15 protein-coding genes are annotated in these 13785 nt (G+C 44.8%); all 15 read right to left on the bottom strand.

Annotation, left to right across the window (positions count from 1 at the left end; all coding sequences use genetic code 11):
* Nucleotides 1-6: 6 nt before the first annotated feature.
* The 15 genes from ACRC6Q_RS03065 to ACRC6Q_RS02995 all read right to left on the bottom strand — a co-directional run bounded on the left by ACRC6Q_RS03065 (nt 7) and on the right by ACRC6Q_RS02995 (nt 13595).
* Entirely contained in the window at nt 7-780 is a 774-nt protein-coding gene (locus ACRC6Q_RS03065) for an SDR family NAD(P)-dependent oxidoreductase (RefSeq protein WP_223639476.1), read from the bottom strand.
* A 47-nt stretch (nt 781-827) separates the two neighbouring features.
* Nucleotides 828-1196 (bottom strand): MaoC/PaaZ C-terminal domain-containing protein, encoded by a 369-nt coding sequence (locus ACRC6Q_RS03060; protein ID WP_431465786.1) that lies wholly within the window; start codon nt 1194-1196, stop codon nt 828-830.
* The gene (locus ACRC6Q_RS03055) at nt 1196-1636 is read right to left on the bottom strand and encodes an FAS1-like dehydratase domain-containing protein (RefSeq protein WP_431465785.1); all 441 of its coding nucleotides are present in this window, start codon (nt 1634-1636) and stop codon (nt 1196-1198) included. The genes ACRC6Q_RS03060 and ACRC6Q_RS03055 overlap by 1 nt, the downstream gene beginning before the upstream one ends.
* Before the next feature lie 28 nt (nt 1637-1664).
* On the bottom strand, nt 1665-2735 hold the full coding sequence (locus ACRC6Q_RS03050; protein WP_431465784.1) for a phosphotransferase family protein: 1071 nt from the start codon (nt 2733-2735) through the stop codon (nt 1665-1667).
* Complete coding sequence (locus ACRC6Q_RS03045; RefSeq protein ID WP_431465783.1) at nt 2728-3573, bottom strand: 3-hydroxyacyl-CoA dehydrogenase NAD-binding domain-containing protein; 846 nt, start codon at nt 3571-3573, stop codon at nt 2728-2730. The genes ACRC6Q_RS03050 and ACRC6Q_RS03045 overlap by 8 nt, the downstream gene beginning before the upstream one ends.
* Before the next feature lie 21 nt (nt 3574-3594).
* Nucleotides 3595-4380: an enoyl-CoA hydratase/isomerase family protein gene (locus tag ACRC6Q_RS03040; RefSeq protein WP_223639455.1), complete on the bottom strand. Its 786-nt coding sequence runs from the start codon at nt 4378-4380 to the stop codon at nt 3595-3597.
* Nucleotides 4381-4393: 13 nt separating this feature from the next.
* Nucleotides 4394-5140 (bottom strand): 2-phosphosulfolactate phosphatase, encoded by a 747-nt coding sequence (locus ACRC6Q_RS03035; RefSeq protein WP_223639454.1) that lies wholly within the window; start codon nt 5138-5140, stop codon nt 4394-4396.
* Nucleotides 5141-5237: 97 nt separating this feature from the next.
* Nucleotides 5238-5822, bottom strand: coding sequence for a TetR/AcrR family transcriptional regulator (locus ACRC6Q_RS03030; RefSeq protein ID WP_223639449.1), 585 nt, complete (start codon nt 5820-5822; stop codon nt 5238-5240).
* Nucleotides 5823-5849: 27 nt separating this feature from the next.
* On the bottom strand, nt 5850-6398 hold the full coding sequence (locus ACRC6Q_RS03025; protein WP_223639446.1) for a TRAP transporter small permease: 549 nt from the start codon (nt 6396-6398) through the stop codon (nt 5850-5852).
* Nucleotides 6399-6421: 23 nt separating this feature from the next.
* A complete protein-coding gene (locus tag ACRC6Q_RS03020) occupies nt 6422-7744 on the bottom strand; it encodes a TRAP transporter large permease (protein WP_431465782.1) in 1323 nt (440 codons plus the stop codon).
* 81 nt (nt 7745-7825) lie between these two features.
* Complete coding sequence (gene dctP / locus ACRC6Q_RS03015) at nt 7826-8941, bottom strand: TRAP transporter substrate-binding protein DctP (protein WP_431465781.1); 1116 nt, start codon at nt 8939-8941, stop codon at nt 7826-7828.
* Between the two features lie 65 nt (nt 8942-9006).
* A complete protein-coding gene (locus ACRC6Q_RS03010; RefSeq protein ID WP_431465780.1) occupies nt 9007-9783 on the bottom strand; it encodes an enoyl-CoA hydratase/isomerase family protein in 777 nt (258 codons plus the stop codon).
* 19 nt (nt 9784-9802) lie between these two features.
* Entirely contained in the window at nt 9803-10783 is a 981-nt protein-coding gene (locus ACRC6Q_RS03005) for an NADPH:quinone oxidoreductase family protein (RefSeq protein WP_223639433.1), read from the bottom strand.
* Nucleotides 10784-10795: 12 nt separating this feature from the next.
* Nucleotides 10796-12022 (bottom strand): acyl-CoA dehydrogenase family protein, encoded by a 1227-nt coding sequence (locus ACRC6Q_RS03000; protein ID WP_223639430.1) that lies wholly within the window; start codon nt 12020-12022, stop codon nt 10796-10798.
* Nucleotides 12015-13595: a class I adenylate-forming enzyme family protein gene (locus tag ACRC6Q_RS02995; protein WP_431465779.1), complete on the bottom strand. Its 1581-nt coding sequence runs from the start codon at nt 13593-13595 to the stop codon at nt 12015-12017. Before ACRC6Q_RS02995 ends, ACRC6Q_RS03000 begins: the two co-directional genes overlap by 8 nt.
* Nucleotides 13596-13785: the final 190 nt, after the last annotated feature.

Genomic DNA, 13785 nt, shown 5'->3' with positions numbered 1-13785 from the left:
ATCTTCTCAATTTGCTGTCCATCCTCCGTCGATATACAGAATTTGCCCAGTCACATAAGTAGAGGCGTCTGACGCAAAAAACAAAGCCGGTCCGATCATTTCATCCGCTCGCCCCATCCTTTTCATCATGGTCCGGCTGATGATTTTCTCCAACCTTTCTTCGTCCTGTAAAAAAGGTTCAGTCATGGGAGTGATTATGTAAGCAGGAGCTAAGGCATTGACGGTTATCCCATGCTCTGCAAGTTCAGATGCCCATACTTTTGTCAGCTGATCGATTCCCCCTTTACTGGCGGCGTAGCTGGTCTGAAGTGGATTGCCGATTTTACCGAGAATCGATGAGATATTGATGATGCGTCCGCCTTTTTGGACAATCATCCGCTTTGCCGCCTGCTGTCCCACTAGGAAAATCCCTTTTAAATTGGTTCCAATCACTCGGTCCCAATCTTCTTCCTCCACTTCAACAAGGGATTTCCGGATATTCATGCCTGCATTGTTGATCAGGATATCGATTTGCCGAAACTCTTGATCGATGTAATCGAAGAGTTTCTCCACTTCTTTCTTCACTGTCACATCAGAAGTTTTCCAGGAAACCCGGTACCCTCGCTTCTTCATTTCATCCACAGCATCTATAAGGGCGGATTCATTTCTACCGGTGATCAGCACTTCCGCTCCTGCATGTGCCAAACCTGCGGCAATCGCCAGCCCAATTCCCTTGCTCCCTCCAGTTACCACCGCTTTTTTTCCAGTCAGATCAAATGTTGGATACATGTAGTTTTGCATTGCATCTATTCTCCTCTTTTACAGAAAGAATATTCCGTCTTTTTACATTAGACAGAACTGTTTTTTACAGTAAATGAACCCATCAGTTTCATTGAATCTTGCGGATCTTTTATCAAGATTTCCCCGCTATTTTCAGCTACCATCGTTCCAGTGATGACGAGAATGGTTCCCGGATGGGTGACAGCTTGAAAACGGACACTAAATGACGCCAACTGCCTTTCTGGAAACCATTCTTCTATAGCCGCCGCTGCCCAGCCCATCACGAACATGCCATGTGCGATGATATTAGCAAACCCTTTTTCTTCAGCAATCGCCGGAACAGTATGGATTTCGTTGAAATCACCGGATGCACCCGAATATTTCACGAGATCGATTGGATAAATAGGTTTTTTGATAATGGTCCGCAGTTCATTCATCAGTCCACCTCCGCTATTTCTATAATGGTAGCTCGTCCAACAGCCGTGATTTCATTCCATTGGTTTCTGTAGATTGTCTCCAAGAGAAAGAAATTCTTCCCTTTTTTATGGAACTGCTCTTTGACCCTTACTTGTGCTGCAATGGTATCACCAGCCAGTATAACTTTATGGTATTCATACGACTGCTCACCATGGAGTACGTGATTCGGATTCAACTTCAGAAAATCCGCGAAAAACTGATAAAAGTTGCGGTCATTCCAGAAATCAATGACGGTCATGAATGTCGGAGGTACTGGTATTCCTCGGTACCCAGCTGATTTAGCTGTTTCTTCATCCCTGTATATCGGATTTTCCAGCTGCAGCGCCTTCGCAAATTCCTTTATTTTTCCTGCTTCAATCAGAAACGGGGCATAGTCGAAAACCATCGCTTGTTCACTCATGAATCCACCCGCTTTACAAAAGTTATTGTTATATTAATTGTCCGCTTCTGGTTAGATTGGCCATGTCCACTAAATTAGAAACAGCCTGATTCAAGTCGCTGAAGCGGTCATCATCGATTTCTCCGGTTTTCCAGCGATAATGGATTTGCTGCAAAATAACGGCGAGTTTATAAAAGCCGAATGTCACATAGTAGTCGACATTCGAAACGTCACGTCCGCTTTGTTTTGCATACTCCTCAATAAATTCTTTTCTGCTGAAGAATCCTGGTTGGCTTGTAACGATATTGATGCCCATATCGGGATCATCCGGTTCGCCCCAGTAAGCGACAGTAGAGCCCAAATCACTTAAAGGATCACCGATAGTAGACAATTCCCAATCCAATATACCGACGGCTTTGCCTGGATTCTCTTGGTCAAGCACCATATTATTGAGCTTAAAATCGTTGTGGACGATGGTTGTTTCCGCGTTGACTGGAATATTTGCTGACAGCCAACTTTCCAGCTCATTTAAATTTTCAATTTCCTCAGTTTTTGACTGACTGTAGCGTTTGATCCAGCCCTTCACTTGGCGCTCCATGAACCCTTCCGGCTTGCCCATCTCTTCCATTCCTGCTTCTTTGTAATCGATGGATTGAAGCTGAACCAAGGTATTGATGACATTTTTTGAAATCGCCATCCCTACCTGCTCAGAACTGCCATAAGACTCAGGAAGCTGGTCATCGATCACGACGCCTTGTTTTTTCTCCATAACATAAAAATGCTTGTCCATGATTTCAGGATCTTCACAGTATATATATGGCTTTGGAGCCAATGGAAAAACTGGATTCACTTTTTCAAGCATCCGATATTCCCTTTCCATATCATGTGCACGCGGCGGCACTTCTCCAAAAGGAGGACGTCTCAGCACACCCTCCCAATTGCCAATCCGTATCAAATAAGTCAAGTTCGAGTAGCCCTCGGAAAATTGCTGAACTTCCATTTCGCCTTCCGGCAAGCCCGGTATCGACTTGCGAAGATGTTTTGCGACTTTGGTCCAGTCAATCGGCTCAATCGTTTTATCTGCTGCACTCATCCTATCCACTCCCTGATCATTAGTCATAAGTAAAGAACCCCTGTCCGGATTTGCGTCCTAAACGACCTGCCCGCACATACTTCTTCAAGAGAGGTGCTGGACGATATTTGGAATCATTGGTTTCGTTATAGAGGGTTTCTGCTACAAACAACATCGTGTCTAAACCGATCAAATCGGTCAATGCCAGCGGACCGATCGGGTGGCTGGCCCCGAGCATCATCCCCTTATCGATATCTTCCGCCGATGCGATGCCTTCCGATAAGACAAAAATCGCTTCATTGATCATCGGTGTTAAAATTCGATTGACTGCAAATAATGGGGCTTCTTTAACCGAGATAGCTGTTTTGTTGAAACGCTCAGCCACTTGATGTGCGATTTTAAATGTTTCATCACTCGTTTGTTCGCCTCTGATGATTTCAACCAATTGCATGACCGGCACCGGATTAAAGAAATGCATGCCAATCACTTTTTCGCTGCGCTTTACAGAGCTGGCCATTTCTGTAATGCTTAACCCGGATGTATTGGAAGCAAAGATTGTGGAGGGCTTACAGATTCCATCAAGTTCTGTCAGCAAACTTTTTTTGGGTTCCATTTGTTCGATAATCGCTTCGATCACCAGATCGACATCTTTCAAGTCTTCGATATTTCCCGTCGGTGTAATTCGCCCGCGGATGCCATCGCTTTGGTTTTGATCAATTTTCTTCTTTTCGACATTCCTGGCTAATGTCTTTTCAATTCTGGATACGCCTTTCGCCAGTCCCTCGGCATTGACATCATACAAGAAAACTTCGTATTCTCCTTCAGCGGCTACCTGGGCAATGCCGTTTCCCATGATTCCCGCACCAACTATCGCAATGCTTTTCATCGCTCCATCTCCCTTCAGACTTTAGTTCCCTTTAAAATCAGCAGTGCGCTTTTCAGTAAAAGCTTTAACACCTTCCTGCATGTCCTGTGTTTCGGCTAATTCTGCAAACAGTTGTGTCTCCAAATTCTGGCCAGCAGCTAAACTCAGCTCCAGTCCTTCATCAATCGCTTTCTTGGCATTCGCTACTGCCAGCGGTGCTTTCGAAGCTATTGCCTGAGCAAGCTTTACAGCATTTTCGAATGCCTGTCCCGAGGGCACCAACCTTTCCACCAAGCCCGCTTCATGTGCTTCCTTACCGGATAAAAACTCACCCGATAAAACCAGCTCTTTTGCCTTTCCTGGACCGACCAAACGCGCTAAGCGCTGTGTCCCGCCATAGCCCGGCAATATACCCAAGCCTGTTTCAGGAAGCCCAACCTTCGTATTTTCTTCAGCAATTCGAATATCACAAGCAAGCACCAATTCCAATCCTGCTCCCAGAGCCAACCCTTGAACTGCACAAATAACCGGTTTTCCTGCAGCCAACTTGTCGAATATCCCTTTTCCTTTTTCTACCAGAGCTATGCCACTTTCTTTTGTCAGGCTTGGAAATTGGCGGATGTCTGCACCTGCAGCAAATGCTTTTTCCCCGGCTGCCCGCAGGACAATTGCCCGAATCCCTTGATCTTTTTCAACTTCGTCTACAGCTTCGTTCAATTGGTTCAGCAACTCATCTGTCAGTACATTCAAAGGGGGATTGTTCAAGGTCAATACTGCAATCATTTCCTGGCGCTCCAGTTTAATCACTGTCCACTGTTCTTTCTGCAATGGCCTTCCTCCTTCAACTTCTTTTAAGAGTTATTTTCTGATGATCATTGACAATTTTCCCATTTCTAAAAAGCGGCACAACATCCACCAATTCATGGTGCCGAAGAACAAATTCCACCGAATCTGTAAAATCGAACCGCTTCAATAAATCTGCGGTTTCGCATTCATGCAAACTTTTGAAAGATGCTGCATGTGCATGAAGATAAGCCTCTCTGGCCAGCTTAGAGGAATCGGATAATTCATAGCTCGCTTTTCTCGATAGATGTTCAACTATCTGTCCCGCTCCAATAAAATCTTCCATTGAAAAACGGTCATCATTTCCTGAGCAGACCAGAACAATGGAGGAATCAGCTTCCTGCAGATGGATCCGTTCTGCAATCAAGTGGCCGTTAACCAATGAAGAAATGAAGAGCACATTAGCTTTGCTCGCTTTTTCAATGGCGATGGTGCCGTTTGTGGAACAGATGATTGCTGCCTGCTTTTCATCATTTAATTTGATTAGGCAAGGGTCAGGATATTGAAATCCTTGAATGGACTCCCCTTTTGTCTCTCCTAATAGAATATGAGGTTCACTGTGTTTTTTGGATAACTCAATTGCCTGATCGCTGTCCTTCACTGCATAAATGGGCTCGAAATTATTTTCGAGCAGAAAAGCAATCGTCGAAGTCGCGAGGAAGACATCGATGACCACTGCTGTACAGCCTTTCAACTTTTCTTCTGCCACCGCTTCTTTTTGCGTAATGACGTGGATTTTCCTCATCACAATCAATTCCTTTGAATTAATTCCACTTTAATAAGCTGATATTACTCAGCGGATATAAAGAAACTTAGTCCGAGTAATGTTCGTGGATTCTAATTTATGCCAGCATCTTCAAAAAATACTCTGCGTATATGTTCTCTATCTTTTCTTTGCTGAACTTGCCTTCAGGCGAATACCAAACCTGTACCCAGTTGGTGGCACCAAGAATGATCATACGTGCCATTTTTTTATCTGAAACGTTAAATTCTCCCCGTTCCACCCCTTCGGCAATAATTCTGTCAAAAATCCCAGCGTATTGATCACGTTTTTGAATGATCGTTTCTATATTTTCTTCTGAAAAAAGCTGTTCCGGCTTCACAATCAGATTAAAAACTTCCTTCTCCTTTATCGCAATGTCCAAATGCGTTTTAATTGCCTTTTCCATCTTTTTCATAGAAGATAATTCTTCTGCATAGATGGATTCCACCTTTTCCATAGCCGCCGATAAAATCAAATCATGGCAACTGTACAACAGCTCTTCTTTACTTTTGAAGTAATAGTAAAGAGCTCCTTTGGTCATCAATAATTCTGCTGCAATGTCTTCCATCGTTGCATTCTGATAGCCGTTCCGTGAAATCACCAGACTCGCAGAACGAAGAATATCTTCTTTTTTCTTGGCTGCTTTTCGTTCTCGAAGACTCATGCCACCACCTCATTCATTTATTCAGTTTCAAAGCAACTCTTCAGGCTTTGCCTCTGTTTCCTTCATCACCATGGACGGCTTGTTGTCCAAAATATTTCGGATCAAAATAAAAATATTTTCAATCACAATCATGGCAAAGGCAATAGGAATTAGGAAGAACAATGGATACAGCGGATACAAGGTGCCGGCAGCAGGAAAGGCGGTCTTGCGTTCGAAGCCGCTCATGGCATATTCCCAACTGAATTGGACAATCAGCACAAGTACGAATAGTTCAAGCAACACCATAAGAAAAATCAAAATCCTTTTTGCGGAGTTATTCAGTTTTTCAAGGATTAAATCCATTTTCGGCAATACACCCGATGCATATACATATGCGAGACCTGGAAACACCACAAGAGGCATCATGTAATTCTGGATGATTTCAAAGCCACCGCGTATCGAACTGGAAAAGAAGGTTCGCATAGCAACGTCGTACACAATCAGCAGCATCATTACCAGTACACTGATTCCACTGATCCATATTCCTGCCAGTTTTATATAATGAAAAATTTTATAGGCCTTCCATACACCTTTCACTCAAGCCCACTCCCTTCAGTCGCTCACATGGAATTCGGCAGCCACGTGGCAAGTCCCGGAAACGCAATCATCAAACCACAGACAATGATCATTGCGACGACGGCAAAAACCATCGAGATGCGGAATATTGATCCTGAACTGATTCCGCTAACCCCGGCAACTGCATACACACTCAATCCGACAGGCGGCGTTATCAATCCAATCGTACAAATAACGGCTACAAATACACCGAACCAGAGGATATCAACCTGCAACTCTTGAATGATGGGAAGAATGACTGGAATTGACATCAAGATTACAGCTGCGCCTTCTATAAACATAAACATGATGAACAAAACAACCGAAATGGCGATCAACACCAATACTGGAGTATCCATAATCGGTTCGATCAATTCAATCAGACGTCTAGGCAGCAGAGATAGGGAAACAAAGCGACCGAATATCTGTGCACCGATCATGATGATCATGACCATCCCTGTCAGTTTGATGGTTTCAACAACAGAAGTTTTGAAAAATTGAAAATTGACCTTTCCTAGAACCAGTGCAGCAAGCAAACCGACGAACGCTCCCACTGCTCCTGCTTCAGTCGGTGTAAAGACGCCTGAATATATCCCGCCGAAAATCACCAAAACGATGAGTATAGCGATAACGCTCACAATAAGTAAACGGATGGCAGATAACTTTTCTGTTACCGGGGCCTCTTTGATTGCCGGCTCTTCTACTTGTGTCCGTTTTTTTCTTTCCCATCGGAAATACACCAGCATCACCAGGATAAAAATGGCCATGGTCAGTATGCCGGGAATAAACGCCCCGACAAACAAACTGCCCACGGGTGTTTCAGTTGCCACTCCATAAAGGATTAGAATAATGCTCGGCGGGATAATCCCCGATAAAGAGCCTCCTGATGCTGCTATTGCACCAGCGAGTGGTGCACTATAGCCATGTTTCCGCAGCTCCGGAATCGCTACTTGGCCGAGTGAAGCTGAAGTTGCGGTTCCCGAACCGGAAACTGCCCCCAGCATTCCGCCAATAATCAATGTTAAAATTCCAAGTAGACTGTTTTTTCCTTTTGAGACCTTATGAACCATATAAAAAATATCCTGGACCAAGCCTGATTGAAGAATAAACTGCGCCATTAAAACAAAAAGGGGAATGGTTGTTAAGGTATAGCTCGCGACCCGGTTAAAAGGTTCGTTTCCAAGCAGCCCGGGAAGTATCCCGAAACCCTCCAATAAAATTAAACCGATTATGCCGCTTGCAAGGAGTACCGAATGTATATAAAGACCTGCGATCAGCAGGACAATCATCATTACCAGAATAATTCCTATGACCAGTAAGTTATCCACCTCAAGACCTCCTTGCATAAAATTATAGAAAGAAAAGGGAATGACTCACTGGATGATAAGCTATTCCCTTTTCCCAAACGGCTACTCCAGATCCATGATGGCTTCCGGTACCTCGCCGCCTTCTTCAATTAGAAGATCTCTCCACATTTTAACCAATTCATTTCCTGGCATTCCATTATCCTCAAGCAATGTTGCGTAATCTGTCCATGTCTCTTCGATCCCTTGGTTGAAATGGTCCTGGACTGCCGGATCCAAATCAGCAAAGTCAACAAATTTCCCGCCATTCGCTTCATTTTCCGGGATGATTTCTTCTGAGCGGTTGATCCACTCCTGAGCGCCAGGCTCGAAGATTTCTTCGTTTGCTTGCGTCATCGCTTCCTGTACATTTTCGGGCATTTCCTCCCATTTATCCTGACTCATTCCAATAAAGGCGTTGAAATGTCCGAAATTGATACCAGTCAAAGTGTAACGGAACAAATCCTGGAATCCGTATCCTGTCCAGTCGGCAATACTGTAAAACGCTCCTTCAAATGTGCCTCTGCTCAAGGAGTCGTAAATTTCCACAGCAGGCATTGTCACACTGTTGATGCCCGTTTTAGCCGCATACATTTCATGAATCCGTGAAGGCGTGCGAAGTGATGTACCTTCTACATCGCTGACTGCATTGAATTCATGGCCGGTTGTTGAAATTGAATATTCCTGAGTAGTAGAGATTGGGAATACTTTAAAATCACCAAACTGCATCTCAGTATAGGTTTGTCCATCTGCCAGCTCCTCTTCACTTTCAAGAAGATTTTTCCAGGCGTTGGAAGCGATTAGTGTATCCGAATGGTTCAACGGCAGCATTGTCACTTCCGCCATCGGAAATTGATCCGGCTGGTAAATCGGCAGAACGAGGGCAACGTCCACTGTGCCGGTTTCGAGAGCTTCCGCTTCATCGGGAACCGCCACCAACTCGCCTCCGGTGAAGGATTCAAATTGAACCTGTCCTTCCGTCAGTTCCTCGACACGTTCCATCCAAGGCACCATCGATGCTTCCCACCAGGCGTGCTGGGCACTGAGTCCAGTGGCTGCACGTAATGTGATCGTTTCCCCTTCTGAAGAACCACCACCTGTTTCTTCACCGCCTCCACATCCTGACAACAAGAGCACTAATCCTAGACCTGCTACTGAAAAACGAGAATTAAATGATTTCATAATTTTTCCCTCCATCCATTTAATCTAGTGATTGTGTTTTTGTATCCGCTTACAAAACCAAAATACTATTTGCCATTAAATTGAGGAACACGCTTCTCGAAAAAAGCTGAAATGCCTTCTTGATGATCTTTAGTCTGTAGCAGCATCGCCTGAATCATATTTTCCTGCATAAAAGCAGTTTCTTTATGAAGTTCTCCTACATGATTAACCAGATATTTGACGTATTTATTGCTGATGGGCGGTCCGTCCACAATAAATCCTGCAAATTCAGCTGCTGCTTCCACTGCCGAACCTGTGGAAATTTTGTTGATCAAGCCATGCCTGTAGGCTTCTTCAGCTGATAGGGTCTTGGCTGAAGAAATCCACTCCTTGGCAATCGGCGGTGATACACGCTCAGTTAATGCTTTGATCAAGCCCAGATCCGGAATCAAGCCGATATTCGAAAAGCTCAAAGCGAATTTGGCATTTTCATCTGCGACAATGAAATCTGCAGCAAGAGCGATGCTGAAGCCCGCCCCTGCAGCGTAGCCATGCACTGCAGCTATTACGTATTTATCCAGGCTTATTATTTTTTTCGACAGACCCGAAACATACTCGATCCATTCTGCCACTTCGTGGGCATCCGCCAACTCCTTCATGGATGAAATATCACCGCCTGCAGAAAATGCTTTGCCTTCTCCTGACAAAACGATGACCTTGACTTCCTGGTTGCCGGACAATTCATCCAAGGCAACCATGACTTCCTGCACTAATTCACGCGACAAGGCATTCAACTTCTCCGGTCTCTTCAATTTCAAATAACCGACTCCTGCCTGTGTATTGATTTCCACCAATTTAGTCATCCACTTTCCTCCCTTTTCATTACGGTTTCACAACCAACTTTCCATAGGTTTTGCGGTCACCCAATAGATCCAAAGCATCCGGAACCTTTTCAAATGGATATTCTTCATAGATCATCGGGCGAATAGCTCCCTTTTCGTATAAATCCATCAATTCGTGATGAGCCTTCATCACTTCTTCCGGATATAAATTGCGGAATAATCCGAAATGAACACCTACAACCGAATAATTTTTAATCAAGGCATGATTGGTTGGTGCATCTGCAATCCTGCCTCCAGCAAAGCCAATTACCAACAAACGGCCTTCAAAGGCGATGCATTTTCTGGAAAGGTCGAAGGTGTCTCCACCGACAGGATCGAAGATGACATTAGCCCCTTTTCCACCTGTCGCTTCTTTAACTAGGGAGACGAAATCCTCTGTGCGGTAATTGATGACCTGATCAGCACCAAGCTCCTTGCAGATTGCTGTTTTCTCGTTGCTGCCGGCTGTAGCGATGACAGTAGCTCCTGCCGCTTTTCCAAGCTGGATGGCAGCTGAACCAACACCGCCTGAGCCTGCATGCACCAACAAGGTTTCGCCTTTTTGAAGGCGCGCTGTCCGGTGCAACGCGAAATATGCGGTCTGGTAGGTGATGAATAGAGATGCTGCTTCACTATAGGAAAGCGAATCCGGAATCGGGAATACCCCTTCTTCCTTGACGACTACCCATTCGGCAAGACCGCCAGTGGGCAACTGAGGTGTAGCGAGAACACGCTGGCCGATCTGTATGCCCACCCCATCTCCCACCTTTTCAACAATACCGGCAATTTCAGCGCCCGGTGTAAATGGCAGATCAGGTTTCTCCTGATATTTTCCCTGACACTGGAGGATATCAAAGAAATTCAAGGCGGCTGCCTCCACTTTCACAAGTACTTCGCCCGCTTTTGGTTCAGGATTCGTGAGCTCCGTAAGCTCAAGAGCTTCCTGTGGATCTCCTATTCGGACCACTGTCCAAGCCTTCATCACAATACCCCCTTATTTTACGTTTGAACTTTCCTTCAATTGTTCGCGCAATTCCAGGCGTCCGACATCACGTAGATGGACTTGGTCTGGACCGTCAACCAAACGCAGTGTCCGCGCATTGGCATAATGTGCCGCAAGCGGGAAATCTTCGGTTAAACCGGCTCCGCCGAATACTTGCATAGCGCGATCGATGACATTCAATGAAACGCGAGGTGCTGCAATCTTGATCATGGCAATTTCTTTACGTGCCGCTTTAGCACCTTCCTCATCAATTTTATGGGCAGCATGCAAAGTCAAGAGACGCGCCTGTTCAATTTCGATTCTGCTTTCGGCAATGATTTCTTTGATCACATCTTTTTCGGCCAAAGTAGAACCGAATGCTTCTCTGCTGTCAGCCCGTTTACATAGGAGCTCCAGTGCCCGCTCAGCTGCTCCGATGGCACGCATGCAATGATGGATGCGTCCTGGTCCAAGGCGGCCCTGTGCGATTTCAAAGCCACGTCCTTCACCCAGCAGCATATTGGAAACTGGTACCCGTACATTGGTGTAATGGACTTCAGCATGACCTTGTGGTGCATCGTCGTATCCGAAGACAGTCAGCGGTCGGATGATTTCCACTCCCGGTGTATCAAAAGGCACCAAAATCATTGATTGTTGCTGATGTTTCGCCGCATTCGGATCTGTTTTCCCCATGACAATCGCAATTTTGCAGCGGGGATCCATCGCTCCGGTTGTCCACCATTTTTTCGCATTGATGACATATTCATCCCCATCACGGACGATGCTACTCTGGATATTGGTAGCGTCGGAAGAAGCGACAGCTGGTTCCGTCATCGAGAAGCACGAACGGATTTCCCCACGCAGCAAAGGCTCCAGCCATTGTTTTTTCTGCTCTTCTGTTCCGTATTTGACGAAGACCTCCATATTGCCGGTATCGGGGGCGTTGCAATTGAACAGCTCCGGCGCAATCAAGGAACGGCCCATGATTTCGCAGAGATGCGAGTAATCGTAATTCGACAAGCCAGCTCCGTATTCCGGATGGTCTAAAAATAAATTCCACAGTCCTTGCTCTTTCGCCTTTTCCTTGAGCTCTTCGATAATCGGTGGAATCGTCCAACGGTCCTCGGCTTCCTGCAGATACTTTTCGACAGTCGCTTCATTGGGATAGACGTAATCATCCATGAACTTCAGTAGTTTCCCTCGTAACTCTTCGGCTTTCGGTGATAATTCTTTAAGCATTTGTTTTTCCTCCAATGTTTTTTAATGTATTTTTTAATATTTTTCCGGATGCATTTCTTGGCAAGCTATCGATCAATTCAAATTCTTCAGGAACCTTGAATTTAGCCAGGGACTTTCTACAATGTTCCTTTAACCCAGTGAAATCTTCCGCATCCAGTTTCGGACCCACCACAAACGCTTTCACTTTTTCCCCGAAAACCGGGTCGGGTTCCCCGATGACAGCAGCCTCTACGACATCGGGGTGGGCTTTCAATACATCCTCGACTTCAATTGAAAATATTTTTTCACCCGCACGGTTGATCATGTCCTTCTTCCTGTCCCGAATATAAATGAAGCCGTCTTCATCTTGAATGCCAAGATCTCCTGAATGCCAATAGCCATCCGTAAAACTGGTTTGGTTGGCCGTCGGGTTATCCCAATATTCCTTAATGATCATTGGACCCTTAATGTAAAGCTCTCCTGATTCACCGGTTTCACATTCTTTTCCTTCTTCACCGATGATTTTGATATCCGCCACCTCTACAGGGAGTCCGACTGAAGTCACTTTAGAATCAGGATAGTTTAAGGGCATTAATGTTGCAGGTGAAGTTGTTTCTGTTGCGCCGTAGGCATTGTGCAGCTGTGCATTTGGAAATGCGTTTTTCAGCATCGTAAAGGTCTGCTGATAAATTGGTGAACCCCCAAAAGCCACTTTCTTCACAAAGTCAAACGAGTGTTTTTGAAATTCTTCACTGGTGGACATCATAATGAAAATGGTGGGTACATTAAAAAGAAAATTGATTTTATGCTTCAGTATTCGATTGATATATTCCTCATTTTGATAGCGGCGCATGCTATATACCGTGCCTCCAACATAGAACATATGCAGAAGTTGACCAACCAGCCCGGTTACATGGAACATGGGTACGGCGATCAGCGTATTGAATGTTTCATCGGTTTTGAAAACCAATTTATAATTCATGAGGCTGTGAATGACATTGATATGAGTCAGCACAGCACCTTTGGGACGCCCTGTCGTCCCCGATGTATACAAGATGAAAATACCGTCTTCCTCTGTAACCGGAACTTCGAGAAAAGGCGTATCCGTCTTCACTAGTTGTTCGTATGAATTTTGGCCATCAATGACAAAGATGTTTTCTTCAGGTACCACAGCCGCTTCTTTATTGGCTTTTTGTACTTGTTCCAAAAACTCCTGTTCACTGATGATAATGCTCGGTTTGGAATGTCTGAGGATATAGTGAAGCTCTTCCACCGCCAGTTTAACGTTGATCGGAACCATGATGGCTCCAATTTTTGCACAGGCAATTACCAGCAAAGGAAATTCAGCTCGATTTCCAACGATGACTGCTACACGGTCTCCCTTTGCAATTCCCCGGCTTTGAAGATTCGCCGCAATTGCTGTCGCCAGTTCTTCCAATTGTCGATAACTCAACGATTGATCTTCGGTTACAATGGCAGGCTTTTCACCATAAGTTTTGCTGGTGCTACGAATGATTTCTCCAACAGTTTGTGGACGTTCTTTAAATACTTTGACTCTTTTTCTGCCAAACAAGCTTATTTCCTGTTGTTCCATAAAATGCCCCTTTCTTTTCAAAACCCAATATGAAAGCCCTTACATATCACTCGAAATAAATAGTCAAAATTTTTACACTATTGCTTCAAAGTTAGTATAAATGTTCTGTTTTTGAATTACAAGTCAAATTTCTAATTATCAGAATATTTTTTCCGATAAAAAAAGAGACGCTGTGATTTACACGAAGCGT

This window comes from Planococcus sp. SE5232, from assembly GCF_050686535.1.
In the GTDB taxonomy this organism is placed as follows: domain Bacteria; phylum Bacillota; class Bacilli; order Bacillales_A; family Planococcaceae; genus Planococcus.
Note: the sequence above shows the minus strand (reverse complement) of the source record. Positions and strands in the feature narration are given on the sequence as shown.

Bases quoted from the DNA above. Each gene is read 5' to 3' on its own strand.
- ACRC6Q_RS03065 (WP_223639476.1), bottom strand. From the start codon at position 780: ATGCAAAACTACATGTATCCAACATTTGATCTGACTGGAAAAAAAGCG.
- ACRC6Q_RS03060 (WP_431465786.1), bottom strand. From the start codon at position 1,196: ATGAATGAACTGCGGACCATTATCAAAAAACCTATTTATCCAATCGAT.
- ACRC6Q_RS03055 (WP_431465785.1), bottom strand. From the start codon at position 1,636: ATGAGTGAACAAGCGATGGTTTTCGACTATGCCCCGTTTCTGATTGAA.
- ACRC6Q_RS03050 (WP_431465784.1), bottom strand. From the start codon at position 2,735: ATGACTAATGATCAGGGAGTGGATAGGATGAGTGCAGCAGATAAAACG.
- ACRC6Q_RS03045 (WP_431465783.1), bottom strand. From the start codon at position 3,573: ATGAAAAGCATTGCGATAGTTGGTGCGGGAATCATGGGAAACGGCATT.
- ACRC6Q_RS03035 (WP_223639454.1), bottom strand. From the start codon at position 5,140: ATGAGGAAAATCCACGTCATTACGCAAAAAGAAGCGGTGGCAGAAGAA.
- ACRC6Q_RS03030 (WP_223639449.1), bottom strand. From the start codon at position 5,822: ATGAGTCTTCGAGAACGAAAAGCAGCCAAGAAAAAAGAAGATATTCTT.
- dctP (WP_431465781.1), bottom strand. From the start codon at position 8,941: ATGAAATCATTTAATTCTCGTTTTTCAGTAGCAGGTCTAGGATTAGTG.
- ACRC6Q_RS03010 (WP_431465780.1), bottom strand. From the start codon at position 9,783: ATGACTAAATTGGTGGAAATCAATACACAGGCAGGAGTCGGTTATTTG.
- ACRC6Q_RS03005 (WP_223639433.1), bottom strand. From the start codon at position 10,783: ATGAAGGCTTGGACAGTGGTCCGAATAGGAGATCCACAGGAAGCTCTT.
- ACRC6Q_RS03000 (WP_223639430.1), bottom strand. From the start codon at position 12,022: ATGCTTAAAGAATTATCACCGAAAGCCGAAGAGTTACGAGGGAAACTA.
- ACRC6Q_RS02995 (WP_431465779.1), bottom strand. From the start codon at position 13,595: ATGGAACAACAGGAAATAAGCTTGTTTGGCAGAAAAAGAGTCAAAGTA.